At 72.5% G+C, this 24,025-nt stretch carries 18 protein-coding genes and 1 tRNA gene; 10 read left to right on the top strand and 9 right to left on the bottom strand.

Features of this window, described 5'->3' with window-relative positions:
- Positions 1–6: 6 nt before the first annotated feature.
- Together P3T35_RS32450 and P3T35_RS32445 are read right to left on the bottom strand one after the other, a co-directional pair.
- Positions 7–987, bottom strand: a complete 981-nt coding sequence (locus P3T35_RS32450; RefSeq protein WP_101383203.1) for an amino acid ABC transporter permease — start codon at positions 985–987, stop codon at positions 7–9.
- 1 nt (position 988) lies between these two features.
- Positions 989–1,882 carry an ABC transporter substrate-binding protein gene (locus tag P3T35_RS32445; protein ID WP_101383202.1) on the bottom strand — a complete coding sequence of 298 codons (894 nt, stop codon included), beginning with the start codon at positions 1,880–1,882 and terminating at the stop codon, positions 989–991.
- Positions 1,883–2,172: 290 nt separating this feature from the next.
- Here P3T35_RS32445 and P3T35_RS32440 point away from each other — a divergent pair, with 290 nt between their 5' ends.
- Positions 2,173–2,685, top strand: a complete 513-nt coding sequence (locus P3T35_RS32440; protein WP_101383201.1) for a hypothetical protein — start codon at positions 2,173–2,175, stop codon at positions 2,683–2,685.
- A gap of 78 nt (positions 2,686–2,763) precedes the next feature.
- Here P3T35_RS32440 and P3T35_RS32435 read toward each other — a convergent pair whose 3' ends face one another.
- Positions 2,764–4,260, bottom strand: a complete 1,497-nt coding sequence (locus P3T35_RS32435; RefSeq protein ID WP_180356692.1) for a BTAD domain-containing putative transcriptional regulator — start codon at positions 4,258–4,260, stop codon at positions 2,764–2,766.
- 96 nt (positions 4,261–4,356) lie between these two features.
- On the opposite strand from P3T35_RS32435, the gene P3T35_RS32430 reads away from it, so the two are divergent.
- Positions 4,357–7,371, top strand: a complete 3,015-nt coding sequence (locus P3T35_RS32430) for an AfsR/SARP family transcriptional regulator (protein ID WP_101383199.1) — start codon at positions 4,357–4,359, stop codon at positions 7,369–7,371.
- An 86-nt stretch (positions 7,372–7,457) separates the two neighbouring features.
- Here the strand turns inward: P3T35_RS32430 and P3T35_RS32425 are convergent, their stop codons facing one another.
- On the bottom strand, positions 7,458–9,179 hold the full coding sequence (locus P3T35_RS32425; protein WP_280708826.1) for an AfsR/SARP family transcriptional regulator: 1,722 nt from the start codon (positions 9,177–9,179) through the stop codon (positions 7,458–7,460).
- A 568-nt stretch (positions 9,180–9,747) separates the two neighbouring features.
- Between P3T35_RS32425 and P3T35_RS32420 the strand changes: the two genes are divergently transcribed.
- Positions 9,748–10,671, top strand: a complete 924-nt coding sequence (locus P3T35_RS32420) for an NADP-dependent oxidoreductase (protein ID WP_101383197.1) — start codon at positions 9,748–9,750, stop codon at positions 10,669–10,671.
- Between the two features lie 120 nt (positions 10,672–10,791).
- Positions 10,792–11,763, top strand: a complete 972-nt coding sequence (locus tag P3T35_RS32415; protein WP_101383196.1) for a DUF5996 family protein — start codon at positions 10,792–10,794, stop codon at positions 11,761–11,763.
- Between the two features lie 87 nt (positions 11,764–11,850).
- Here the strand turns inward: P3T35_RS32415 and P3T35_RS32410 are convergent, their stop codons facing one another.
- Positions 11,851–12,945 carry a polyprenyl synthetase family protein gene (locus tag P3T35_RS32410; protein ID WP_101383195.1) on the bottom strand — a complete coding sequence of 365 codons (1,095 nt, stop codon included), beginning with the start codon at positions 12,943–12,945 and terminating at the stop codon, positions 11,851–11,853.
- A gap of 256 nt (positions 12,946–13,201) precedes the next feature.
- Between P3T35_RS32410 and P3T35_RS32405 the strand changes: the two genes are divergently transcribed.
- The 3 genes from P3T35_RS32405 to P3T35_RS32395 all read left to right on the top strand — a co-directional run bounded on the left by P3T35_RS32405 (position 13,202) and on the right by P3T35_RS32395 (position 17,486).
- The gene (locus P3T35_RS32405; protein ID WP_101383194.1) at positions 13,202–15,241 is read left to right on the top strand and encodes a S53 family peptidase; all 2,040 of its coding nucleotides are present in this window, start codon (positions 13,202–13,204) and stop codon (positions 15,239–15,241) included.
- Between the two features lie 102 nt (positions 15,242–15,343).
- On the top strand, positions 15,344–15,553 hold the full coding sequence (locus P3T35_RS32400; protein WP_143676966.1) for a hypothetical protein: 210 nt from the start codon (positions 15,344–15,346) through the stop codon (positions 15,551–15,553).
- Positions 15,554–15,683: 130 nt separating this feature from the next.
- Positions 15,684–17,486 carry an amidohydrolase gene (locus tag P3T35_RS32395; protein ID WP_101383192.1) on the top strand — a complete coding sequence of 601 codons (1,803 nt, stop codon included), beginning with the start codon at positions 15,684–15,686 and terminating at the stop codon, positions 17,484–17,486.
- 192 nt (positions 17,487–17,678) lie between these two features.
- Here P3T35_RS32395 and P3T35_RS32390 read toward each other — a convergent pair.
- The 3 genes from P3T35_RS32390 to P3T35_RS32380 form a co-directional block, all read right to left on the bottom strand.
- Positions 17,679–17,752, bottom strand: a tRNA-Met gene (locus tag P3T35_RS32390).
- Positions 17,753–17,874: 122 nt separating this feature from the next.
- On the bottom strand, positions 17,875–18,600 hold the full coding sequence (locus P3T35_RS32385) for a response regulator transcription factor (RefSeq protein WP_101383191.1): 726 nt from the start codon (positions 18,598–18,600) through the stop codon (positions 17,875–17,877).
- Positions 18,597–19,889, bottom strand: a complete 1,293-nt coding sequence (locus tag P3T35_RS32380; protein WP_101385405.1) for a histidine kinase — start codon at positions 19,887–19,889, stop codon at positions 18,597–18,599. Before P3T35_RS32380 ends, P3T35_RS32385 begins: the two co-directional genes overlap by 4 nt.
- Before the next feature lie 138 nt (positions 19,890–20,027).
- Between P3T35_RS32380 and P3T35_RS32375 the strand changes: the two genes are divergently transcribed.
- Entirely contained in the window at positions 20,028–20,483 is a 456-nt protein-coding gene (locus P3T35_RS32375; protein WP_101383190.1) for a DUF6223 family protein, read from the top strand.
- Between the two features lie 128 nt (positions 20,484–20,611).
- Here P3T35_RS32375 and P3T35_RS32370 read toward each other — a convergent pair whose 3' ends face one another.
- Positions 20,612–22,072, bottom strand: coding sequence for a carboxylesterase family protein (locus P3T35_RS32370; protein WP_101383189.1), 1,461 nt, complete (start codon positions 22,070–22,072; stop codon positions 20,612–20,614).
- Between the two features lie 119 nt (positions 22,073–22,191).
- Between P3T35_RS32370 and P3T35_RS32365 the strand changes: the two genes are divergently transcribed.
- Both P3T35_RS32365 and P3T35_RS32360 read left to right on the top strand, forming a co-directional pair.
- The gene (locus P3T35_RS32365; protein ID WP_101383188.1) at positions 22,192–23,172 is read left to right on the top strand and encodes an Lrp/AsnC family transcriptional regulator; all 981 of its coding nucleotides are present in this window, start codon (positions 22,192–22,194) and stop codon (positions 23,170–23,172) included.
- A 363-nt stretch (positions 23,173–23,535) separates the two neighbouring features.
- On the top strand, positions 23,536–24,009 hold the full coding sequence (locus P3T35_RS32360) for a nuclear transport factor 2 family protein (protein ID WP_101383186.1): 474 nt from the start codon (positions 23,536–23,538) through the stop codon (positions 24,007–24,009).
- Positions 24,010–24,025: the final 16 nt, after the last annotated feature.

Raw genomic sequence — 24,025 nt, 5'->3', positions numbered from 1 at the left:
CCACGGTCATCCCTTCTGCACGGTGGGGTGGGTGGGCCGCGGACCGAGGACGGGCAGGCGCAGCGCGGTCGCCGCGACCAGGCGCCGCAGCGGGCTGCTGTGGCCGCCCCGGCCAGAGCCGCGTCCGTAGCGGCGCTCCAGCCAGGACTGCGGGACGCCCAGCAGGGTGACGAGGATCAGGTACCAGCAGCTGGCCACCACGATCATGGGGATGACCTGGTAGTTCTGGGCGTACACGTCCTGGATGTTGGACATCAGGTCGTGCGCCGAGATCACCGACACCAGGGCGGTCATCTTGAGCATGTTGATCGCCTCGTTGCCCATGGGCGGGACGATGACGCGCATCGCCTGCGGCAGCACGATCCGGCGCATCGTCAGCGCCGGGCGCATGCCGAGCGAGTGCGCGGCCTCGGTCTGCCCCTCGTCGACGGACTGGATCCCGGCCCGGACGATCTCGCTGGCGTACGCGGCCTCGTTGAGTCCGAGGGCCAGCAGGGCGGCGACCGTCGGTGTCAGCACGCTGTTGGTGTCCGCCTGGAGGAAGGTGACGTGCGTGAAGGGGATGCCGATCATGATGTGCTTGTACAGCGCCCCCGCATAGCCCCAGAACAGGATCTGGACCAGCAGCGGAGTGCCGCGGAAGACCCACACGAACAGCGTGGCCAGGCCGTACAGGACCGGGTTGGCCGACAGCCGCATGACGGCGACGAGCGTGCCGAGCCCGAGTCCGAGGGCCATCGCGGCCACGGTCAGCCAGAGCGTCGTGCCCAGTCCGTCGAAGATCAGTCCGGCGAACAGGTAGTGGCCGACGACGTTCCAGTGCAGGTTGGGGTTCCGGGCGAGCGAGCCGACCAGGCCCGTCAGCGCGGCGACGGCGGCGACGGCGGCGATCCAGCGGCCCCAGTACCGGACGGGCACGGCGACCAGCTCCCGCGGCGCCGGGGCGCCGGAGCGGGCGGTCTCGGCGGAGGTCGAGGCGGCGGCCATCTCAGGACACCCCCGCGTTCTCGGTGGCCTGCTTCACCGCGATCGACGGCACGCCGTACGCGGCGCAGATCCGGGCGAGGGTGCCGTCGTCGATCAGCTGCTGCAGCGCCTTGCGGATGGCCTCGGTGAGCTGCGGCAGCTGCTTGCTGACGCCGATGCCGTTCGGTGTCGCGTCGTAGCCGCTGCTGGCCGCGGGGTCGTCGACGACCTCGAAGGCGTCGCCGCCGTCGGCGTTCTTGGCGGTCCAGCCGGCCGCCGGCTTGGTGAGCAGGTCGGCGACGACCTTGCCGGAGCGCAGCGCGAGTTGCGCGTCCGAGTCCTTGGGGAAGGTCTGGATCCCCACGGGCGGCCGGCCGGCCGCCGTGCAGGTCGACTGGTGGGCCTGGAGCAGCTGGAGCTGGTGGCTGGCGGCCTCGACGCCGACCTGCCGGCCGCAGAGGTCGTCCAGCTTCGTGACGGCGGACGGATTGCCCTTGGCGACCAGGATCCCCGAGCCGGAGACCGAGTAGTCCACGAAGTCGAGCACCTGCTGGCGCTCCTTGCTGTCCGTCAGCGCCGACATGGCGGCGTCGAACTTCCCCGCCTGGACGGCCGGTACGAGGCCGTCGAACTTCTGCGGGGTGAAGGCGAACCGCACGCCGAGCTTGGCGCCGAGCGCCTGGCCGAGGTCGTAGTCGAGTCCGGTGAGGTCCGAGCTGCCCTCGGTGACGAACATCTCGAAGGGCGCGTAGGGCACGTCGGTTGCCACGCGGACGGTGCCGCTCTGCCGGATCCGGTCGGGCAGTGCGTCGTGCAGCGCCTGGTCGCGGGTGACGTGCGCCCCGGCGACGCTCGCCTGGGTGGGGACGACTGCGGCTCCGTCGGCGGCGTTCCCGCCGCAGGCGGCGAGTGACACGACAGCCGCTGTCGACAAAGCGACTGCGGCGGCCGTATGACGGATCGGGCGGGTGAGCAACACGGTCGGACCCTCCTCTGGCGTGCTGCCGACGGCTGGCGCCGGCGTCGAACATGAGGAGGACGTTACATGTGACCCGTTCTTATCGGTAGATGTAATGCCCGTTACGGATGAATAACGGCCGAGGGCCCCCGTCGAACCCGTTCATCGGATGTTGATCGCTTGTCAGTACGTTCTCCCTCGGCCGGTGACCACCGGCGCCGACGCGGTACCAGGAGGACGAGAAGCACATGTCGAACAAGGTCGCGCACACCGGACGGGGCCTGCGGCGGGCCGTCGGGCTCACCATGGCCGGGGCGCTGGCGGGCATCGGCGTGCTCGCCGCCAGCGGCACCGCGCAGGCGGCCATCGCCCCCACGCCGGGCAACACCATCATGAACAATCAGGAGCTCGACCAGGGCTGGTGGCTCTACAGCGACGACGGGAACACCAAGCTGATCATGCAGAGCGACGGCAACCTGGTGCTGTACACGACCCAGGACGGGTGGGCCAGCTCCAGCGTGGCGTGGAACAGCAACACGGTGGGCTGCGGCTCGCGGGCAGTGATGCAGACCGACGGCAACTTCGTCGTCTACTCGGCCGGGAACGGGGTGTGCTGGGCCAGCGGCACCCAGAACACCTACGTCTCCAAGGGCCTGACCGTCGAGGACGGCGGCCACATGACCATCTGGGGCAGTTTCCAGATCATCCAGGAGAACGGGGTCGTCGGCTACTCGATCGTCCCCCTGCAGCAGCTCGGCTGAGACACCTGACGCACCGGAGGCCGGCCCCGCCCGATCACCCGTGAACCGACATCGGGGCCACGTCGACCGCAGCCGCCGTCACGAACCCTCCGGGGTGTCCCCGGGCCGGGTGGCCAGCCGATCGACCATGTGCGCCACCGGCCAACGCGGGCGCGCGGCGAGCCGGCCGGCCGCCTCCCGCAGCGCGGCGGGCAGCCCGCCGCAGGCGGCGATCAGCGCCGCCACGGCCTCCGGCTCCGCCGCCACGCGCTGCGCCCCGATGAGCCGGGCCACCAGTTCCCGTGCCTCGCCGTCGGCCAGCGGGCCGAGCGTGAGCCGGCCCGCCGCCGCGGACGAGCGGCAGGTCACGATCGCGGCACAGCCCGGCGCCTGGGGCAGCAGTGCCGCGATCGACTCCGCGTCCGGCGCGTCGTCCAGCAGGACCAGGACCCGCCGGCCGGCCAGGGCCCGCTGGTACTCCGTCGCCAAGGCGTCGGCTTCGGTGGCCGCCGGGGCTGATCCGGCGCCCAGTGCCCGCAGGAACCCCGACAGCACGGCCGCCACATCCAGCCGAGCCCCCTGGCCGGCCTTCAGGTCGGCGAACAACTGGCCGTCGGGGTAGGCGTCCTGCACCTGGTGGCCGAGGTGGACCGCGAGCGCGGTCTTCCCGGTACCGACACCGCCGTCGATCACCGCGATCGACGGCTCTCGGCGTTCGGGGGCGGCCAGCCGACTACCCAACACCGCGACGGCGTCCTCCCGGCCGACGAAGTCACCGTTGGCGTGTGGGAGTTGACGTGGTCGCAGTCGGCCGCACCCGTCCTGGCGCCCAATCGGCCGCGCGGGCGCCCCGGTGACCAACTCTTGGTGGAGCTCCATGAGTTGGGGCCCGGGATTGAGGCCCAGCTCCTCGGCCAGCAGCTCACGCACTCGTTCGAACGAAGCGAGCGCTTCGGCCGTCCGCCCGCCTCGGTGGTGAGCGAGCGTCAGCAAGTAGTGGAAGCGCTCCCGCAGCGGATGCTCCGCGATCAGCGCTTCGGCCTCCGCCGCGACCTGTCGCCAGCCGCCGAGCCTGAGGTCGAGTTCCATCCGCAGCTCGATGGCGGCGAGTCGGCGCTCGGCGAGCTCACGGCGGGCCCGCTCGGCGAGCGGCCCCGGGACCCGGTCCAGGGCCGACCCCACCCACAGGCCCAATGCCTCGGTCAGGCACGCCCTGGCAGCCGACGGGTCGTCATGCCGGAGCGCGAAGCCGGCGGCGATCGCGTCGTCGAAGCGGTGGGCGTCGATCCGCTCCCGGGGCAAGTCGAGGCGGTAGCCGCCGGTGACCGATGCGACGGCCTGCGCGGCCGCCCCCGACGCCTGCCCCAGCGCCCGGCGCAGCCTGCTGACGTGCGTGCGCAGCACGCCGGTGGCGTTGCAGGGCCAGCGCTGCTCGTCCTCACCCCAGACCGCCTCGATCAGCCGCCGGTCGGTGACGGCCTGCTGCGGGGTCAGCAGCAGCGCTGCCAGCACGGCCTGCTGCTGCGGCCGCCCGAGATCGAGCGGCAGCCGGTCGTGCCAGCCCCGCAGCGGCCCCAACAAGCTGAAGTCCAGCACAGCGCACCCCCCACCCACATATTCGTCGACAATCTCCTGATTATCGTTGATGGTGAGACTGGCCCCTTCCTGGAGCCTTGAGAGGGAGCCCCCGTCATGCCAGTGGCCAAGCCCGGCCGCACCACCACGACCGCCGCCGCCGGTGCGCAGGACCGGTCCGAGCATGCTGCCCAGCAGCTCACGCCCGACCTGCGGTTCAGCCTGCTCGGACCGTTGCGCGGCTGGGCGGGCACGGCCGAACTCGACCTCGGCAGGCCGCAGCAGCGTGAGCTCCTGGCCGTCCTGCTGACCGCCGCCGGCCGGCCGGTCTCCACCGACCTGCTGATCGACGGCCTCTGGGACCAGGCGGCCCGGCCGGCCGAGCCGCTGCGGGCGGTCCGCACCCACGTCTACCGGCTGCGCACCGAGCTGCGGAAGCACGGTGCGCAGGACGTGCTGGCCACTGTCGGGGACGGGTACGCCCTGCGGATCGAGCCGGACGCCCTGGACACCGACCAGTTCGAGCGCGCCTCGGCGCAGGCCGCGGCCGACCGGGCGGCCGGCCGACCGGCCGCCGCGACACGCGCCCTGCTCGACGCGGCCCTGGAGCTGTGGGCCGGCGAGCCGCTGACCGGCATGACCGGTCCGCACGCCGAAGCGGTACGGGTCCGACTCACCGAAGTCCACGCCCAGTTGCGGGAGGCGAAGCTTGAGCTCGACCTGGAGATCGGCGACCGGGCCGACGTGGCGGCCGAGCTCGGCGCCCTGGTGGTGGAACACCCCGGACGCCAGCGGCTGCGCGAGCTGCAGATGCTCGCGCTGCACCGTGCCGGGCGCACCGGAGAAGCGCTCGCGGTGTACGAGGACACCCGCCGCTACCTCGCCGGGCACGCCGGTGACCTCACGCGGGGCCGGCCACTGCCGGACCGGCGCCTGACCGACCTTCAGGCCCGGATCCTGCGTGCCGACCCGGAGCTCCTGCCGCAGCTGCCCGCCGGCGCTCCACCGGACCACCCGGCACCGGAGCAACTGCCGCGAGCAGCAGGTGACTTCACCGGCCGTGCCGAGCTGCTGGAGCAGCTCACCGGCTTGCTCGCGAGCCCGTCCCGGCCTTGCGTCACGATCACCGCCCTCGACGGGATCGGCGGAGTCGGCAAGACGGCGCTGGCCGTGCACGCCGCCGAGCGGCTGCGCGAGCACTTCCCCGACGGCCGCCTCTACGCCGACCTGCGCGGCGCCGGCCCCGAGAGCGCCGACCCCGCGGCCGTCCTGGTCCGCTTCCTGCAGGCGCTCGGCGCGGACGACAACGCGATCCCGCTGGACCTCGACGAACGCGTTGCGCTCTACCGCTCCCACCTCGCCGACCGCCGGGTGCTGGTGCTGCTGGACAACGCCGCCGACGCGGCACAGGTGACCGCCCTGCTGCCGGGAGCGGTCGGGTGCGCCGTCCTGGTCACCAGCCGGGCCCGGTTGACCGGGCTCGCCGGCGCCCGCCACCTCACGGTGGGCGCGCTGACCGAAGCGGAGGCCGTCGAACTCCTCGGCCGGGTCATCGGTCCGGAGCGGACCGCTGCCGAACCCGAGGAGTGCGCGACCGTGGTGGCCGCCTGCGACCGCCTGCCGCTGGCGATCCGGATCGCCGGCGCCAGGCTCGCCGCCCGGCCGGACTGGACCGTCGCCGAGCTCGCCGGCCGACTGGCCGACGAGCACCGCCGCCTGGCCGAACTGGCGGTCGGGGACACGGCGGTGGCGGCCACCTTCGCGCTCTCCTACGCCGGACTGACGCCGGCCCAGGCCGGCGCCTTCCGGCTCCTCTCCCTGCCGAACGTCCCCGAGATCGGCCTCGACAGTGCGGCGGCGCTGCTCGGCGTCGGTACCACCGAGGCCGATGTGCTGCTCGAGGACCTCACCGACCTCAACCTCCTGGACCCACGAGCCGTCGGCCGGTACGGCAGCCACGATCTGATCAGGCTCTACGCCTCCGAGTGCTGCACCCGCGAGGAGGCGCCGGAGACCAAACGGCAGGCCCTCGCAAGGCTGCTGGACTTCTGCCTCGCCAGCGCCCGCCAGGCCGAGGCCGCCGCCCACTCCGTCCCAGTCGGGCAGCGCGACCTGACCGGGACGCCGACCGCCGCACCGGGCCTGGAGTTCGACTCCGCCGAGCAGGCGGTCGGCTGGATGCGAACAGAGGCGCAACTCCAGCAGGCGATGGTCGCAGCTGCTCTGACGGATCATCATCTTCCACTGGTCCAAGCCGCTGACCTGATCGACAAGTTGGGCTCGGTCCTGTTCACCAGGACCCACTCCTGGTCGGTGGCGGACCTGGCCTCCCGGACCGCGGCCGTCGCCGCCACCCGGGGAGACCGGCGGTGCGAGGCGCTCGCGCGGTACGTACGCGGCAACATGCTCTACCACGTCAACGACTTCCAGCAGGCCGAGCAGGAGCTCACCCGTACGATCGCGCTCTGCGTCGATGACGCGACCCGGCGGGTGCGCGCCTGCGCGCTGCTCGCGCTCGGCTACAACGCACGCGTCTACGGACGGTTCGAGGAGGCCCGCGGCTACTGCGAGGAGTCGATCGCCCTGTTCGAGAGCCTGGGTGACCACCACTCGGCCGGCGGCGCCCTCGGGGAACTCGCCTTCAACTACGCCAAGCTCGACCGGTTCTCCGAGGCACGGGCGGCCGCCGAGCGGGGCGTCCAGCTCACCGGGTCCGCCACCTCGATCACGCAGGCGACCAGCCGCTACTCACTGGCCCGAGTGCTGCGCCTGTGCGGCGCTCCGGCCGCCGCGCTGAGCTGCGCCGAAGAACTGCTCCCGGTGCTGCGCGCCCTCCACCTCTCGGCGTTCGAGGCCGCCACGGGCAACCTGATCGCGCAGATCCACCTGGAAGCGGGCGACGACCGGCAGGTGATCGAGGTCGCCGAGGCGATGCTGCCACTGGCGCACCAGACCAGCGGCATGCTGGAGGCGGGCCTGCTCCGTTCGCTCGGCGTCAGCCTCGCCAGGCTCGGCCACCCGGCCCGGGGTCGTGCCTGCCTGGACGAAGCCGTGGAGATCTACCAGACGCTCGGGGTGCCCTCGGAGGCGGCGGACACCCTGGCTCTCCTCGCGAAGCCGCCGTTCGGCTGACGCACTGTCGGAGCACCGGGTCCGGCGCGCGCCACCGCGCGCCGGCCCGCTCCGGTCCGGGCCCGGGAGGTCTCAGCCAGGGCCTCTCAGCACCGGCCGACTCCCGTTCCGGCTCCCGCTCCCGCCCCGGCCCTGACCCGGGCGTAGGCGACCACCAGTTCGTGACAGGAGTAGCGGGCGGGCCGGGGGGAGGTCAGCAGCGCGGCATCGACCAGCGCCTCCAGGATCCGCTCGGCCTGCGCCTCGGGCAGGCCCATCGTCGCCGCGGCGGCCGTCAGGCTCCAGTCCTGCGACGGCGTCGCCACCAGGGCCAGGAGGGCCCGGGCCTGCGCGCCGGTGAGTCGGCCGAAGGCCAGGTCGCACGCATTCTCGAAGCCCGCGTCGGCGGCCTCCAACTCGCCCAGCAGGCGGCTGTCGTCCGACACCCGGGCAGCCATCGACGCCACCGTCCAGGCCGGTCGTCGAGCCAGCCGAGTGGCCAGCACGCGGACGGCGAGCGGCAGTTCGCCACAGGCGGCGGTGAGCGCGGCCACGGCCTCCGGTTCCGTGCCGGCCCGATCGGCGCCGAGGATCGCGCAGACCAGCCGGGCGGACTCGGCCGGCCGCAGGCAGTCGAGCCGAACGGCCGCGGTCACCCCGATCGCCGGACGCGATCGCGCACTGATCAGCACCGCGCAGCCCGCCGCGCCGGGCAGCAGCGGGGTGAGCTGCGCGGCATCGCGCGCGTCGTCCAGCACCACCAGGACGGACCGGCCGGCCAGCACCGACCGGTACAGGGCCGCGCGTTCGGAGAGGCCGTCGGGGATCCGGTCAGCGGGCACACCGAGCGCGGTCAGGAATCCGGCCAGGACCTCGTCGGCGCCCGCCGGCTCCTCGGTCGAGCCGCGCAGGCAGGCCCACAACTGCCCGTCACGGAAGTCGGCGGCCACCGCTTGCGCGACCGAGACGACCACGGAGGTCTTGCCCGCCCCGCCCATCCCCGTGACCAGGCCCACGGCATGACCGCCGGCGCGGACCGCGGCGGTCAGCAGCGCGATCTCCTCCTCCCGCCCGACCAGGTCCGCGGGCGGGGAGGGCAACTGGCGTGGCGGAGCGGCGGATTCGGTCCCGCCGAACGGCTCGATGCCGGCCGGTGCGCTCCGGGGTCCCGGGTCGCACCCGCGCAGGATGGCCTGCTGGACCGTGGCGAGCTCGGCGCTCGGATCGATCCCGAGCTCGTCCAGCAGGCGCTCGCGCACCTGGTGGTACACGTCCAGCGCCTCGGCCTGCCTGCCGCACCGGAACAGCGCCGTCATCCGCAGCGCCTGCAGGCGCTCGGCGAACGGGGTGAGCTCAGAGGCCACCGCCAGGTCGGCCAGGATCTCCGCGTGGCGGCCGAGCACCAGTTGACACTCGAACCACTGGAGCCGGGCCCGCTCCCGGTGCTGGGCGAGCACCTCGCGCTGGCGCTCGCAGAGCGGTCCGATCGCGCCGACCAGTGCCGTGGCGCCGTTCCAGAGGTTGAGCGCCGCTTGCAGGCGGGCCGCGTCGGCCCGGGCGTCGCCCAGCAGCGGTGCGTTGGCGAGCCGCGCGAACTCCAGGGCGTCCACCGCCGATCGGGGCACCTTCAGGGCGTATCCCCTCCCGACCCGGACGATCAGTTCCGGGCCGAGGGCCTTCCGCAGCCGCAGCACATAGGTGGTGATCGTGGAGCCCGCGCTGCGCGGCGGCCGTTCCCCGTACAGGCCGTCGATGAGTTCGTCCACCCCGACCGGCCGCCCCGCCTGCAGCGCCAGCGCGGCGAGCAGGGAGGTCTGGGTCGGCGACATCGGCCGCAGGCGCTCCTGACCCGCCATCACCTCCGGTACGCCGAGCAGCGCGAAGCGCCACGGGGCCTCGGTCGCGGCCGCGCCCCCCGTGGGCGGGCTCGACCGCCGCTGCGCCGGCAGCAGAAGCCGGAGCGCTCCGTCTTGGCCCGCGCGCTGGACCCCCTCCCCCGCCTGGGGGAACGCGCTGACCTCCGCTGTCCTCCGGGCGAGTCCAGTGCCTGCCGCCAGCGGCATCCCGCTCCACCTTCCCTCTGCGTCCGCGCCCGGTGCGCATCGCACCGGGCGGTCCCTGACGCCGGCGATGCTGCCAGGGGCCGATCGACAGAACATTGACGGCGCAGCTGGAGCCCGGGGGCGGCGTCTACTGGGGTGTCCGGCTGTCCGGAATCCTGGCCAGAGTCGATCCAGAGCCGTTGAAAGCCGTCTGAACGGGCTGTCCCCCGACCGACAGGGCTGCGCCCGGGACGGGCTACCCCCGGCCGGGCGAATCAGTGATCCGGTGATGCCTCCTCACCCACCTGGTGGGAACGCTCGCAGTAGCCCACCGACGAATCGAAGGAGAGAGATCATGCCCAAGGCGGTCAGGTACGACGAGTTCGGCGGAATCGACGTGTTGCGCGTCGAGGAGGTGGCACGCCCGGTGCCCGGGGACGGGCAGGTCCTGGTACGCGTGAAGGCGGCCGGCATCAACCCCGGTGAGGCGCTGATCCGCACGGGGGCGTTGGCGCGGATCTTCCCGTCGACGTTCCCCTCCGGGCAGGGCAGCGACCTCGCCGGGGTCGTCGAGGAGGCCGGCGCCGGGGCCGACGGGTTCTCGCCCGGCGACGAGGTGATCGGGTTCAGCGACAAGCGGGCCTCCCAGGCCGAGCTGGTCCTGGTGGAGTCCGGTGACCTCACGCGCAAGCCGGAGCAGGTCTCATGGGAGGTGGCAGGCAGCCTGTACGTCGTCGGCACGACCGCGTGGGCGGCGGTACGCGCCGTCCACCCCGAGAAGGGCGAGACCGTCGTCGTCTCCGGGGCCGCGGGGGGAGTCGGCTCACTCGCCGTCCAGCTCGCGCGCCGCACCGGGGCCACCGTCATCGGCCTGGCGGGCAAGGGCAACCACGAGTGGCTGACCAGCCGCGGCGTGATCCCGGTCGCGTACGGCGAGGGCGTCGCGGACCGGATCAGGGCCGCCGCGCCCAACGGCGTGGACGCCTTCATCGACACCTTCGGCAGCGGGTACGTCGAGCTGGCCCTGGCCCTCGGCGTCCCGGCGGAGCGCATCGACACCATCGCCGATTTCGCGGCGGCCGAGAAGTACGGGGTGAAGGCCGATGGGAGCATCGCGGCCGGGCCGGGCGCCAAGGTGCTCGCCGAGCTTGCCGGCCTGATCGCCGACGGACACCTCGACGTGCCGATCGCGAAGGTCTACCCGCTGGCGCAAGTCCGCGAGGCCTACACCGAGCTCGAACGCCGCCACACCCGCGGCAAGATCGTCCTCAGGCCCTAGCGGGGGTCCACCGCGCGTCAAACGCTGCGGGCGGGTACAGACTGGAGAGGTCCGTCCAGCCGCGAGTCCGGGCGCGGCCGCCGCCAGGAGTCGGCGTCGCCGCCCAGGGAGGCGTTCGACATGGATGCGAGTCTGCCGGAACTGCGCCTCGCCGACTGGCGCGCGACCAAGGACACGCTGCACCTGTACTGCCAGATCCTGGGAAAGATCCGGCTCGCGACCACACCGCCACGCAACCACTGGTGGAACGCCCCGCTCTACGTCGACGTGCGCGGCCTCACCACCCGGCGGCTGCACCACCAGGGCACGACGTTCGAGATCACGATCGACCTCGTCGACCACGCCCTGGTCGTACGGACCTCCGACGGCCGCACGACCTCGTTCGAACTCGGCGACGGGCTGCCCGTCGCCGAGTTCGACGCCCGTCTCCACCAGGCCCTGAAGGAGCTGGGAGTCGACGTCGTCATCAGGGAGCAGCCGTTCGGCGTCCCGATGACGACACCGTTCCCCAAGGACCGGGAACACGCCGCCTGGGACCGGGACGCCCTCGAACGCCTCTACCGGATCCTGGACTGGTCGGACACGGTGTTCGAGGAGTTCAGCGGCTGGTTCAACGGCAAGACCAGCCCGGTGCACCTCTTCTGGCACAGCTTCGATCTCGCGGTCACCAGGTTCTCCGGCCGCCCGGCGCCACCGCTGGACACCGACCGCGTCACCCGGGAGGCGTACACCCACGAGGTCATCTCGTTCGGTTTCTGGCCCGGCGACGACAACCTCGGCGACGCCGCCTACTACTCCTACACCGCCCCGGCACCTGCCGGACTCCGCGACCAGCCGCTCGCCGCCGGCAGCTGGGTCGAGTCCGGCACGGGCCTGCTGGCGATCCTGCCCTATGAGACCGTCCGCACCTCACCGGAGCCGGCCACGACCCTCCTCGCGTTCATGCAGAGCGCCTACGAAGCCGGTGCCCGCCTCGCCGACTGGGACACCGGCAGCCTGGAGTCGACCTGGTGCCCCAGCCCCGACCAGCTGCGGCAACTGCGTGCCGAAGCGACGGCCGAGCTCGGCCGCCCGGCCACGGGAAGCTCCTGAGCGGGCGGTGCGGCAGCGAGGCGTTTGCCGACCGCAGGTAGCAGGTAGCCTGCGGCGACGTCCGGGCGCTCAGCGGGACCGCACCGGTCACATCGCTCGTTCAACGCTCCACAGCGGCAGCCGCTCGAAGAAGGTGACCGCCTCTTCACGCCATCGCGGCCGCCAGCCGGCGGCCACCAGACAGGCCTGTTCGGCATGGCGCCGCATGTCCGCCCGCATCCTGTCCGCCACACCGCGGCGTTCGCCGATCTCGCGGACGGCGGCGATGGTCTCCGGCGTGCAGGCGGGATCGCCGAGCGCGGCCTCCAGCACGGCGCGCTCGGCGTCACCGAGGGGTGCGGACAGCAGGGCGCTGACGGTGTAACTGTGCTTCCCGTCGCGGATGTCGGTGCCGGTCGGCTTGCCCATGGTGGCCGCGTCCCCGAACAGGTCCAGGTAGTCGTCGCGCAGCTGTCCGCAGATCCCGACCAGCCGCGCGTAGCGGCGCAGGTCGTGCTCGAAGAGTGCCGGCTGCTCACCTGCCGCCAGCAGGCCCAACTGCAGGGGCGCCAGGATCGAGTAGCGGGCGGACTTGTAGTCGGCCACCCGGTGCAGGAGGTCCTCGTCCGGGGCGGTGGGGGTGAAGTCGCGTTCCAGGTCGATGATTTGGCCCATGAACGTGTCGGCTGCCGCCCGGGTCTGCACCTCGGTCATGGCCTGCCGCACCGCGCCGGGGACCTTCGCGTCCAGGAGCACCCGCAGGGACAGGGCCAGGGCGAGATCACCGGCGAGCACGGTGAGGCCGAGCGCCGCGTGCGGGTGGTGGGGGAACTGCTCGCGGTAGGCGTAGTAGGTGGAAGGTGCGCCCCGGCGGGTGGGGCTGTCGTCGATGAGGTCGTCGTGCACCAGGCCGTGCGTCTGCAGCAGTTCGATGCTCAGCGCCGCGTCGTCCAGCCCGTCGACCGGCTCGGCAGTCACCAGCCGAGCCGCCTCATGCAGCAGGACGACCCGCATCCGCTTGCCACCGCGCAACGACAGGTCCCGCAGCAACTCCAGGCAGGCCGGGGTGAAACGGCTGAACGACGGCGCGTCGAGCCTGGTGCCCAGCGTGTCGAAGTACTCCTCGAAGAGCGTGTTGAACCGGCGCGCGTATCCGGCAGCACGGTGCAGCAGCTGCTCGTCGAGGCCGACGGCATCGGTCATGACAAGGTCCTCCTGGTCAGGGCATGGATCGCACGCTCGTAGACGCAGAACGGTAGTGGCTGGTGCCACGGGCAACGTGCGCGCGGTGGTGTCAGGGGGTGTACCGGGCCGCCTGAGGGGGCGGGTGCGACCGAACCGTCTCCTCGACCCGTCCCTTCTGGCTGAGCGACCGTGCTGCGCCGGCTGTGCCCGGTGAGCCGGCCGCCGGTCCGTCCGTCTCCGGGCGGTCCGTTGACTACTGACGGAGTGTGAGACCTTGCCCCAGCAGTCCTCTTTCCCCGCCGCCCGGCGGCTTCGGGCCGGTCGGCTGGCCGCCGTCGCGGCCACCGCCGCCCTGGTCGCCGCAGGTGTGGCGGCACCGGCCGCCGAGGCCGCGAGCCAGGGCCGCACCGAGCTGCCGTCCGGGATTCCCCAGGGGGGCTCGGGCACCCTGGCCGACACCGGTGCGGCCCCGGGCAACTGGGGGATGTCGCTGCGGGTCTACCTGGCCGGAAAGGACCCGGTCGGCATGGTCAAGGCCGCGCAGCGGGTCGCCGATCCGTCCGGGCACGACTACGCCCACTACCTGACGCCCGCCCAGTTCGACCAGCGCTACGGCACCACCGCGGCCCAGACGGCGAAGGTCAGCGACTGGCTCAGCGGCTTCGGCATGCACGTCACCGGCGCCAACGCCCACTACCTGACGGTCACCGCGACCGTGGACCAGGTGCAGCAGGCGTTCGCCACCTCGATGCACGCCTACGCCTGGCGGTCGGGGCAGCCTCCGCAGCTGCTCCGTCCGGCGAGCGCGGTCTCGGTGCCGGCCGCACTCGGCCACGACATCAGCACGGTGCTCGGCCTGGACGACGACAAGCCCGTCATTCCGTACACCCCTGGTACGGCGGCGCCGGCCGGGGCCGCGGCGCCCCAGGCCCCGGCACCCCGCACCACGGCACCCCGAGCCGCAGCACGTCAGAGTGCCGCGGCCACCCCGCCCTGCTCGCAGTGGTGGGGCCAGAGCAGCTCGCCGATCCCGGCGGTCAACGGCCGCACCAGTGCCATCGACGCGGTCTGCGGCTACACCCCGCAGCAGCTGCGCGACGCCTACGGGGTGACCAACAGCCAGTACACCGGCAAGGGCCGCACGGTGGCCGTGGTACTGGACGGGGCGCTGCCCACCATGGAGGCCGACGCCGACAAGTTCTTCGCCGCGCACGGCGTGCCAGGCTTCGCCCCCGGCCAGTACAGCGAGAACTTCGGCCCGAACTTCGCCGCCTCCTGCCGCGGGAACTCCGACGCACCGGAGGAGCCGCTGGACGTGGAGACGCTCCACATCGCCGCGCCGGACGCCAAGGTGGTCTACGTCGGCGCCGACTGCGACATGACCGGCGGCTACGGCGGCGGCAGCCTCGCCTTCCTGGACGCACACACCCGGATCGTGGACCAGCACCTCGCGGACGTGGTGACCGACTCGTTCCCCACCCGGGAGGACGGCGACTCGCCCGCCACCGTGGCGGCCTGGGACCAGGTGTTCCAGCAGGGCGCGCTGGAGGGCATCGGCTTCGACTACTCCTCCGGCGACTACGGTGACGGCGCGTCCGGGGAGGACGCGGGCTCCCCGCGCAACGTGGCCTTCCCGGCTTCCGACCAGTGGGCGACCTCCGTCGGCGGCACCACGCTGGAGATCGGCAAGAACGGCCAGGTGACCGGCGAACTCGGCTGGGGCAACAACGCGGCGCAGATCGACCCGCAGGGCACCGGGTACCTGACCCCGCCGCCCGGGCAGTTCTTCATGGGCTCCGGCGGCGGTCGCAGCAACCTGGTCAACGAGCCCTGGTACCAGAAGAACGTGGTCCCCCCGGCCCTGGCGACCGATGGAGGAACCGGGCCGGCCCGCCGGGTGCAGCCGGACATCGCCGCCGACGGCGACCGCGCCACCGGTTGGCTGATCGGTTTCACCACTCCGGGCGGCGCCTACCACGAGGAGGTGGGGGCCGGCACCAGCGGCTCCTCCCCGCTGATCGCCGCGCTCGAAGCCGATGCGGCCCAGGCCGCCGGCCACGCGCTCGGCTTCGCCAACCCGCTGATCTACAAGCTGCACCACACCCCGGCGATCCGCGACATCGTGCCGGCCCCGGCCGGTCAGGAGCCCTGGGCGGTGACCTTCCTGCCGAAGTGGGACGACCCGACCGCCTTCAACAGCTACCTGACCCAGTTCGACCAGGACGGCTCGCTGAAGACCGCCCCCGGCTACGACGAGGTCACCGGCGTCGGCTCGGCGACCGCGGACTTCGTGCGTTCCTTCGCCCGGCACTGACCGCCGCAGCGCATCGAAGCCGTTCGCTCCACCGTCACGGTGGCGGTGGAACGAACGGCGGCTCGGGTGGTGACTCCGGGGTCGGGCCCGGACAATCGGGTCATGGCAGGCCTTGAAGCGAACCCCGGAACAGTGCATCTCGCCCATGGGGCGGGCTACGTCAGCCCTGGCGTCGCGCTCGGTGAGTCGGTCTCGGGCATCATCCGCATCGACGAGTGCGGTTGGGTGCACGTCACGCAGAAGGACGGAGCCCGGGTGTCGTTCCCGCCGCATGCCGTGGAGCGCATCACCTGGGGCGAGCCCACCGCCTAGACCCGGGCCCGCCGCGTCCTCCCTTGCCGGCACCGCCTCGGATCGGCCCGCAGCGTCCCGCGAGGTTCGCGACCCGATAGCCATGGGTAGGCAAGGGTGCACTGAACGTAGGCGGCAGGAGGGAACCGGAATGAGCGGTCAACCGGCAGGGGCGACGGACGCTGGCGATGGCCAGGCTGCGGCACCGTACGAGGAGGCCGATGTCATCTTCCACGGCGGTGAGATCGTGACCGTCGCCGCCGACGCGGACGAGTCCGCTCCCGGTCCCGAGGCGGTGGCCGTCAAGGACGGTGTCATCGTCCACGTCGGCGACTACCGGGAGGCCGTCGGCCGCTGGCAGGGGCCGCGAACGCAGGTGCGCGACCTCGCCGGTCGCGCACTGCTGCCCGGGTTCATCGACGCCCACGGCCACCTGGGCGGCATCGGGCTGCAGGCCACCCTCGCCAACCTGCTGGCCGCCCCCGACGGGGACGTCACCGACATCGCCTCGCTCCAGGAGAAGCTGCGCGCGTGGGCGAAGACCCCGGTGGGCGCCTTCTCCAAGTGGATCATCGGGTTCGGCTACGACGACGCCATGCTCGCCGAACGCCGCCACCCCACCCGTGAGGAGCTGGACGCGGTGTCCACCACGCGGCCGGTGCTGGCCATCCACCAGTCCTTCCACCTCGGGGCGGTGAACAGCCGCGGTCTGCGGGAGTTGGGCTACACCAAAGCCACTCCTGACCCGGACGGCGGCGTGATTCGCCGTCAGGTCGATCCGCTGGAACGGCCGTTCGGCGAGCCCAACGGCGTGCTGGAGGAGACCGCTTTCAGCCCTGCCTCCGAACTGGCCACCAAGGGCCTGCCGTTGACCGCCCTGGCCGCCCTCTTCAGCAAGGGCGTGGCGTCGGCCGCGAGCTTCGGCTTCACGACCGTCCAGGAGGGCGGCGCCACGCTGGAGAACCTCCAGGCACTGCGGGATGCCGCGGCCGTCGTGCCGTTCAAGATCGACGTCGTCGCCTACGCGCGGGCCGACGAGGCGACGGCATCACTGGAGGAGGACCCGGTCCGTGCGAGCCAGGAGTACCACCGGGGCGTGCGGGCGGCCGGGGTGAAGATGTACCTGGACGGGTCCCCGCAGGGCCGCACCGCCTGGCTCACCGAGCCCTACAAGGAGCGGCCGGAGGGCACGCCCGAGGGCTACTGCGGCTACCCCACCATCGAGGACCCCAAGGTCGTGCTCGACCAGGTGCGCACCGCGTACGCCAAGGGCTGGCAGGTGCTGGCACACGTCAACGGGGACGCCGCGATCGACCAGTTCATCGAGGCGGTCGAGACCGCCGCCGATGGGGTCGACCCCGGCGACCGGCGGACGGTGGCGATCCACGCCCAGACCGCCCGCGAGGACCAGATCGAGGACTTCGCCCGCCTGGGCATCATCCCGTCCTTCTTCTCCATGCACACCTTCTACTGGGGCGACTGGTACCGCAAGACCGTCCTCGGGCGGAAGCGGGCCGCGACCATCTCCCCGGCCCGCTGGGCCGTCGACCGGCAGATGGTCTACACCTCGCACCACGACGCCCCGGTGGCCCTGCCCAACTCGATCGCCATCCTGTCCAGCCAGGTCACCCGCCGCACCCGCACCGACCAGGTCGTCCTCGGGCCCGAGCAGTGCGTGTCGGCCCTGGACGCGGTCAAGTCCATCACCATCAACGCCGCCCACCAGTACTTCGAGCAGGACCGCAAGGGCAGCATCGAGGTCGGCAAGCTCGCCGACCTGGTGATCCTCTCCGCGAACCCGCTGACGATCCCGCCGGACGAGATCAAGGACATCACGGTCGCCGAGACCATCAAGGAGGGGACCACCATCCACTCCGCCGCCGCCGTGAGCAGCGACGACCCCGAGCCCGGGCTCGAAGTCCCGACCGACTACCAGTGGCACGGCTGCTGCTGACGGTCCATCAGTCGGCATCAGTCCCGAAACCCTGATCGGCAGGACGATTCCCGTGCGGTGCAGTGGAGTTGGCGGCCGACGCGGCGATCCGACCGAGAGGCGCGTGACGACGGGCACGGGAACGGCTCGCCAGGTGGAGCAAAAAGGCCGGCCCGGCACACCAAGTGTGCCGGGCCGGCCTTTGCTACTGAGTAGCGGGGACAGGATTTGAACCTGCGACCTCTGGGTTATGAGCCCAGCGAGCTACCGAGCTGCTCCACCCCGCGTCGGTGAACATCACTCTACGGCACTGCGGTCGGTATGCGAAATCCGGTCGCGGCGGGGCTTCGGTCCCGGCGGTGAAGACCCTCCCCCGCAGCCTCGACAAGCTCGGGCCGGCTCAGGCGGGTCAGCCGGCGAACCCCGGCACCACCAGGCCGGACTCGTACGCGATCACCACCGCGTGGGTCCGGTTCTGCGCGCCGAGCTTGGTCAGCACGTTCCCGACGTGCGTCTTCACCGTCTCCAGGCTCACCCTGAGCGCCTCCGCGATCTCCGGGTTGGACAGGCCGGTGGCCATCAGCCGCAGCACCTCCTCCTCCCTGCCGGTCAGCGCCGCCTTCGGCAGCGCCTCGGCGGAGGCCAGCGGGCGGGCGGCGACCATGCGGCGCAGTGCCGCCGGGAAGAGGATCGCCTCCCCCGCCGCCACCACCCGCACCGCCTCCGCGATCTGCCGGACCGGCAGCCGCTTGAGGACGAACCCGCTGGCCCCCGCGCTGAGCGCGGCGGTGACGTAGTCGTCGTTCTCGAAGGTGGTGATCACCACGACCTTCGGCGGTCCGCCAGGTCCGCCAGGTCCGCCAGGTGCGGCCGGTGCGGCCAGCAACTGCCGGGTGGCCTCGATCCCGTTGCGGCGCGGCATCCGCACGTCCATCAGGACCACGTCCGGCCGCAGTCGCCGCGCCTGCTCGACCGCCTCGACACCGTCGGCGGCCTCGCCGACCACCGTGATGCCCGGCTGGGCCGCGAGCAGCATGCGCAGACCGCTGCGGGTCACCTCGTCGTCGTCCGCGATCAGGAGGGTGACGGGGGCGGTGGTAGAAGCGGCGTCGGGGCCGGCCTCGGGGCCCGTCACGCCGAAAGCCGGACCGGCAGCCGGACCGCCAACCGCCAGTGCTGCGGTCCGTCCGGGCCGGCGTCGAGGTCACCGTGCAGCAGCCGCACCCGCTCGGCCAGCCCGGGCAGACCGTGCCCGGAGGTCGGGAAGGCACCCCGGCCTGCCCCCGCGCCCGTGCCCGTCCCGGTCCGGTTGACCACGGTGAGCTCCAGTCCGTCCGGCGCGGCCACCACCCGGACCTCGATCGGACCACCCGCCCCGTGCCGCAACGCGTTCGTCAGCCCCTCCTGCAGGATCCGGTACGCCGCCCGGGAGAGCGTCCCCTGCACCTGGTCCAACTGGCCCGACAGCTCCGGCTCCACCACCGCACCCGCGTGCCGCAGCCGCTCCAGCAGCTCGGGCAGGTCGGCCAGGGTTCGGGTCGGCGCCGTCCCCGCCTCCTCCTCGCGCAGCACGCCCAGCACGTAGTCCAGGTCCTCCAGCGCGGCCCGGGTCGACTCCTCGATGCTGCGCAGGGCGGCCCGCGCCGCCACCGGGTCGGCGGAGAGCACCTCGCCCGCCACCGCCGCCTGGATCGTGGCCGCCGTCAGCGTGTGCCCGATCGAGTCGTGCAACTCGTGGGCCAGCCGGTTGCGTTCGGCCAGCTGCTGCTCCCGCTCGGCCGCCAGCGCGAGCCGCTCGGCCGACGACGGCCCCAGCAGCCTCGGCGCCAACCACCGCAGAGCGCCCGTCAGCACCGCGCACAGCGCCGGCACCAGGAGCAGGCAGGCGAGCGCCAGCACCCAGCTCCAGACGCCCGTCACCCGCACCTGCCAGTTGAACAGGCTCAGCCCCGCGTTGCCGCCGGTCCACCCGTCGGGCAGGGCCATGCCCGCGCCGAGCAGCACCAGGCTCGCCAAGCCTCCCGTCCACCCCAGTGCCACGTGCAGCAGCAGCCAGAGCGGAGTGCGCCAGCGGTCGGCAGCGGACGGCACGGCGCGGGCCGGCGCGGCAAGGCTCGGCCCGGCGCCGGTTGAGCGCGCCGGCTGACGACTCGCCACCAAGTCCGGCAGCGGCACCCTCAGCAGTCGACGGGCGCAGGCGATCAGCACCCGCCGCGTGGTGCGGGCCAGCCCGAGCACGGCAACCAGCGCCGCCCAGACCAGCAGGGCCAGCCCGGCCTGGACTCCGTAGGGAGCCGAGCGCCAGAGCAGCGCCGGCACCATGGCGAAGGGCAGCAGTGGCAGGCTCAGCAACGCGCCGCAGTAGGCGAACAGCGCACCCGCATACGTGGAGCCGCGCAGCAGCGGCCGGATTCCCCTGATCATGATCGCCAGTATGGCCGGGCAGCTCACCTGCGGCCTCCCCCGATCGAGGGAGCGTTTTCTCCCGCCTTCCCGCGATGCGCGCCCCGCGGTCCGGCAACCAGGATCGTGCCCTGCCACGTTGACGGATGGGGACGGCCGATGAACACGCAAGAGCTGGAGACGTCACCGAAGCCCCCGGCGCCGACCTCGACTCAGGCCCAGGGCACTGGAGCGGACCGGCACACCACCCCCTGCTCCCGGGGGCGCGGCCGAAGCGGACAGCCTGCGACCGACGCGAACGGCCTGGCCGCGACGGCCGTCGAACTGGGTGTCAACGCCTTGATCAGCTCGCTCTTCCTCATCGGCGGCCTGCTCGGCCTCGTCGGCCTGGTCCTGGGCACCGCCGCCCTGACGAGAGCCATGAGCACTGGCACCAGCACCGGCCGGCGCCAGTCCGTCACCGCCATGGTGACGTCGTTCATCGCGATCGCGGTCTCCGCCCTGGTTGTGCTCCTCGCCCTCTGGTGCGCCCACCTCGCCCAGGGCTCCTACCAGTTCAACCACGTCCACCAGTACGGCAGAAGGCTGATGCAGCTCATGCTGGGGCGCGCTTGAGCGGTGGGCCGATCGCCCTGCCCCCGTTCCCCGCCGGCCCTGCCGTTCTGCCTGACGCGCTCGCGGCCGACGCCACCCACCACCGCCGGTCTCCCCGGGGCAGGGAAACGGGACGGGCGCGGCCGGTGTCAGCCGAAGTGCCGGACAGTCGCCGGATTGGCGGGTTCGTACGGATGCCACTGGGCCGCGGCGGGCCCGCCGGTGGCGACGAAGGCCGCGGCCGCTCGGGAGAACGTGTCGCCGAGCGAGCGGACGGCGGCGGTGGCCTCGCCGAGCATGGGGCTGTCGGGGTAGGCGTCGAAGTTGTCGAAGAAGAAGGGGAGTTCGACGCAGTGCGCGGCGCCCAGAGCTGCGGGGTCGGGTGCCGGGGCGTAGTCGAAGCGGTAGACGTAGGTCGGGTTGCCGTGCGCGGCGTGGCGGTCGGCGATGGCGAGGGTGTCTTCGTGGAAGACGAGCCCGGTCTCAAGCTCGGTCAGGATGTCGGCCGGGGTCGCGTTCGGCAGCCGGGCGGCGGTGCGGTCGTACCGCTCGTCGCCGCCGTCGATCTGTCCGGCCGCGATCGAGCGGGCCCGGTCGGAGCTGATCGCCCGGATGCGCGGGTCGAACGCGAAGAAGGAGGTCATCTCGTTCCTGGTGGTGCCGGTCAGCAGGTCCTTGCCGTCGAGGCGCCCGTCGACCAGCGCCTGCTGCCACGTCGCGGGGATCCCGGAGGCGCCGAGGACGGGGTACATCGGCGGGGCGACGTTGCCGGGGCGGGCGAGGTCCTGGGAGAGCCGCTGATAGCCGGCCAGGATCCGGTCGACCGGGACGGCGCGCAGCGCGGTGCGCGGGTCCCGGGTGCCGTCCAGGCCGAGGATGCCGAGGAAGCGTCGGGCGTGCTCGCTCGCCTCCTCGGGGTTCTGCGGGGCGAGCCCGAACGGACCGCTCTGGGTGACGACCCGGTTGACGTGCGGGCCGGTGATCGGGGAGACGGCGAGGTAGAGGGCGGAGAACGCCCCGGCGGACTGGCCGCCGACGGTGAGCTTGCCGGGGTCTCCTCCAAAGGCCGCGATGTCGCGCCGCACCCAGGCGAGGACGGCGGCCTGGTCCTGCACGCCGAGGTTCTCGATGCCGAGGTCCGGCAGGTAGAGGTAGCCGAGCGGGCCGAGGCGGTAGTTGGCGGTGACGACAACGATCCCGCCGGCGGCGGCCAGGTGCCGGCCGTCGTACCAGTCCCAGCCGCCGGACCCGCTGGTGAACCCGCCGCCGTGGAACCACACCAGCACCGGCAGGGCGCGCGGGGCGGACCCGTCAGCCGGTGGACGGGGGGTCCACACGTTGAGGGTGAGGCAGCCGTCCTCGTTCCAGTCGGGGGTGCGTGGTCCCATGACCGCTTCGAGCCGGGAGGGGCTCTGCGGGACGGACGGGCCGGGGCGGTCGGCGTCACGCACGTCCGGCCACGCGGGGTGGCGCACGGGGGCGGCGAAGCGCCGGTCCCCCACTGGCGAAGCGGCGTAGGGGATGCCGCGGAACGCCGCGACGCCGCCCTCGGCAGTGCCTCGGACACTGCCGGACTCGGTGTTCACAACGGGACGCTCGATCAGGGTCATCGGTGCCGCCTTCCGTGCAGAAGTGGGATGGCTCTGGTCTATCGCCATGAGACGGGAAGATGCGATGATTCGGCTATCCCTGCGCGATCTACGCCAGGGATCATGGAATCTGGCCGGATATGAGACACCCGAGGCAGGAACTGGACGAGACGGACCGGCGGATCGCCGCCGTCCTGATGGCATCGCCGCGAGCGTCCTGGCGGACGGTCGCCGAAACCCTCCGCCTCTCCGAGCGCACGATCGTGCGCCGTGCAACGCCGCTGCTGCACGACGGCACGCTGCGGCCCACGGCGGTCCGCAATCCCAGCCGCTTTCCCGGGCTGATCCCGATGGCCCTGCGGATCCGGTGCCGCCCCAGCCGCATCACGGCGATCGCCGCCGGACTGGCACGACGGCCCGACACCGTGTGGGTCGACATCCTCGGCGGCGGGGACGAGATCAGCGCCGTACTGTTCCTCGACGGTCCCCAGACCCGCACCGCGCTGCTCCTGCGCGACCTGCCCGCCACGACCGGCGCCCAGGCCTGGGACGCCTATGACCTGATGAAGGTGTTCCCCGCAGGTTTCGCCTGGAGCGCGGGACTGCTGACCACCGGTCAGTTCAGCTCCCTCGCCCCCATCCTGACCGAGCCAGGGGACACGCCGGAGCTCCACCCTCTTGACGATGCACTCATCGACCAGCTCACCGCGAACTCGCGCGCCGGCTACGAGGAACTGGCCACCCGACTGGGCACCTCGGCCTCAACCGTCCGCCGCCGCCTCGACGTGCTGGTGTCCGCGCACATGGTGCGGCTGGCGTGCGAAGTGGACCTGGGGCTGCTCGGCATGGACACCGAGGCGCTGCTGTGGATCGCCACCGGCCCCGGCAGCCTGGAGGCGATCGGACTCGAACTGAGCCGGCACCCGCAGGTACGGTTCACCGCAGCAACGACCGGAGCGGCGAACCTGCTGGTGGCCGTCGCAACCGAGGACCTCGGCGGGCTCTACACCTTCCTCACCAGGACCGTCGGATCGATCGACGACATCCGCAGCCTGGAGGTGACCCGGATCCTCGGCTCGGTCAAACGAACCGGCCGGATCCGCCCCTCCGTGATCTCGTGACCGGGAGTTGGGGTCAGCGCTCCATCATTCGCATCTGAGCCTCGTTGTGGGTGTCTCCGGCGGCCGGGGGCAGGCTGGCGAGCCTGGCGAGCTGCTCGTGGGGCCGACAGCGAAGCAGCCCACCCGACCGGACCGCTGACGCTGGTTGGTGGCGCAACCGAGCAGCGACCGGACGGACGACCTGACGCGATGACCACCCGGACACCCCGAGATCTCGCCCTTCTCGCCAGGTCGCCGGGTCGCCGAAGCAGCCGCCTGCACCGGCCGGAGATGGCAGACTGCCTGCCACAACCCGGCTGATTCACAACCTTGTTGGCGTTGTGGCCGGTACGTTGAAGATCGTTCGCCTCGCTTGGGGAGACCATGTCCGCATCCACCCGCACGCCCGCCGATCCGACGTCGAGCGACCGGGCCATCGAGAACCTGATCGCACGCTACGCCGAGCTCGTGGACGACGGCGATTTCGCTGGACTCGGCGCCCTTCTCGCTGACGCCACCTTCACAGGCAGCGGCGAGCCGGTGAGCGGGCGCGACGCGATCGAGAAGATGTTTCGGGACACCCTGATCGTCTATGCCGACGGCACACCGCGAACCCAGCACGTCACCACCAATGTTGCCGTCGAGGTCGACGAACAGGCGGGCACAGCGGTCGCGCGTTCGTACGTCACCGTGTTGCAGGCTCTACCGGACCTGCCGCTGCAACCCATCGCCGGTGGTCGGTATCACGACCGCTTCGAGCGCCGTGATGGGCAATGGCGCTTCGTGGAACGACGGGTCCGCATCAATCTGGTCGGCGATGTGAGTCGTCATCTGCGCCAGGCTGCCGCGCAGCGGTAGTCCTCCCCCGGGACCG

The sequence above is a fragment of the Kitasatospora sp. GP30 genome, from assembly GCF_029892145.1.
GTDB lineage: Bacteria > Actinomycetota > Actinomycetes > Streptomycetales > Streptomycetaceae > Kitasatospora > Kitasatospora acidiphila.
This window is presented reverse-complemented; position numbering and strand designations above follow the sequence as displayed.

Excerpts from the sequence above, each read along its gene's own strand:
- P3T35_RS32430 (WP_101383199.1), top strand. The coding sequence starts at position 4,357 with ATGCCAGTGGCCAAGCCCGGCCGCACCACCACGACCGCCGCCGCCGGT.
- P3T35_RS32410 (WP_101383195.1), bottom strand. The coding sequence starts at position 12,945 with ATGACCGATGCCGTCGGCCTCGACGAGCAGCTGCTGCACCGTGCTGCC.
- P3T35_RS32370 (WP_101383189.1), bottom strand. The coding sequence starts at position 22,072 with ATGACCCTGATCGAGCGTCCCGTTGTGAACACCGAGTCCGGCAGTGTC.
- P3T35_RS32395 (WP_101383192.1), top strand. The coding sequence starts at position 15,684 with ATGAGCGGTCAACCGGCAGGGGCGACGGACGCTGGCGATGGCCAGGCT.
- P3T35_RS32360 (WP_101383186.1), top strand. The coding sequence starts at position 23,536 with ATGTCCGCATCCACCCGCACGCCCGCCGATCCGACGTCGAGCGACCGG.
- P3T35_RS32375 (WP_101383190.1), top strand. The coding sequence starts at position 20,028 with ATGAACACGCAAGAGCTGGAGACGTCACCGAAGCCCCCGGCGCCGACC.
- P3T35_RS32450 (WP_101383203.1), bottom strand. The coding sequence starts at position 987 with ATGGCCGCCGCCTCGACCTCCGCCGAGACCGCCCGCTCCGGCGCCCCG.
- P3T35_RS32365 (WP_101383188.1), top strand. The coding sequence starts at position 22,192 with ATGAGACACCCGAGGCAGGAACTGGACGAGACGGACCGGCGGATCGCC.
- P3T35_RS32400 (WP_143676966.1), top strand. The coding sequence starts at position 15,344 with ATGGCAGGCCTTGAAGCGAACCCCGGAACAGTGCATCTCGCCCATGGG.
- P3T35_RS32380 (WP_101385405.1), bottom strand. The coding sequence starts at position 19,889 with ATGATCAGGGGAATCCGGCCGCTGCTGCGCGGCTCCACGTATGCGGGT.
- P3T35_RS32425 (WP_280708826.1), bottom strand. The coding sequence starts at position 9,179 with ATGTCGCCGACCCAGACCTCCCTGCTCGCCGCGCTGGCGCTGCAGGCG.
- P3T35_RS32420 (WP_101383197.1), top strand. The coding sequence starts at position 9,748 with ATGCCCAAGGCGGTCAGGTACGACGAGTTCGGCGGAATCGACGTGTTG.
- P3T35_RS32415 (WP_101383196.1), top strand. The coding sequence starts at position 10,792 with ATGGATGCGAGTCTGCCGGAACTGCGCCTCGCCGACTGGCGCGCGACC.
- P3T35_RS32440 (WP_101383201.1), top strand. The coding sequence starts at position 2,173 with ATGTCGAACAAGGTCGCGCACACCGGACGGGGCCTGCGGCGGGCCGTC.